General features: G+C 70.0%; 1 protein-coding gene. It reads right to left on the bottom strand.

Annotated elements, in window-relative coordinates:
• Window positions 1-72 precede the first annotated feature (72 nt).
• A partial coding sequence (locus TN53_RS41160) for an alanine--tRNA ligase-related protein (RefSeq protein WP_046264005.1) occupies window positions 73-873 on the bottom strand: 801 nt, incomplete at its 5' end.

The following is an 873-nucleotide window of genomic DNA, read 5'->3' as shown; positions in this document are numbered from 1 at the left end:
GCGCTGCGTCCTGCGGTCCGACAGCGTGACCCGCCCGGCCGGGACGGTGATCATGTCCATGAACGGGGGAGTCTATCCGCGCAGGCCCCGCAGCCCGACGACGAGATCGCGGGGCAGGCCGTGGGTGTCATGGAGGTAGTGGTAGTCATCGTCACCCAACTGCCCTTGGTACTGCGGGCGGGAGAGGATCCGCCGGCCCTGTTCCAGGAGCTTGCCGAAGCGGCGCTCCTCGTCGAGGAGCACCTTGAGGACCGGGGTGGTGCCGGGCAGACGGAAGTGGTCCAGGGTGTGCTCGACGAGTTCCGGCGGCAGGTCGGACAGGGTGCGGGTGGGGTCGTGCTGCCAGAGAGTGGTGAGGATACGGCGGACCAGGCGCCGCATGACGTAGCCGCGGCCGGTGTTGGACGGCCGGACACCGTCGCCGATGACGACGATGCCGGACCGCAGATGGTCGCAGACCAGCCGCAGCGACGGCGTCCCGTCCAGGCCCCACAGGGGCGGCAGCAGACGTGTCCAGGGCTCGAACAGGTCGGTGTCGTACACCGAGTCGTGGCCCTGGAGGACGGTCACGAGGCGTTCCAGACCCATGCCCGTGTCGATGGAGGGCTGCGACAGCGGGGAGAGGCTGCCGTCCTCGTGGCGGCGATAGCGCATGCTGACGTGGTTCCAGACCTCGACCCAGCGCGGGTCGGTGGTGGGAGTGCCCTCCGGTGGGGTGTCACCGGTCCAGAGGAAGATCTCCGAGTCGGGGCCGCACGGACCGACGGGGCCGTTGGACCACCAGTTGTCCTCCCGGGTCTGTTCCACGGGCATCCCCAACTCCCCCCAGGTGCGCAGGGATTCGGTGTCGGGGCCGACCTGGTCGTCCCCGCC

Source organism: Streptomyces sp. WM6386 (assembly GCF_000972385.1).
In the GTDB taxonomy this organism is placed as follows: domain Bacteria; phylum Actinomycetota; class Actinomycetes; order Streptomycetales; family Streptomycetaceae; genus Streptomyces.
Note: the sequence above shows the minus strand (reverse complement) of the source record. Positions and strands in the feature narration are given on the sequence as shown.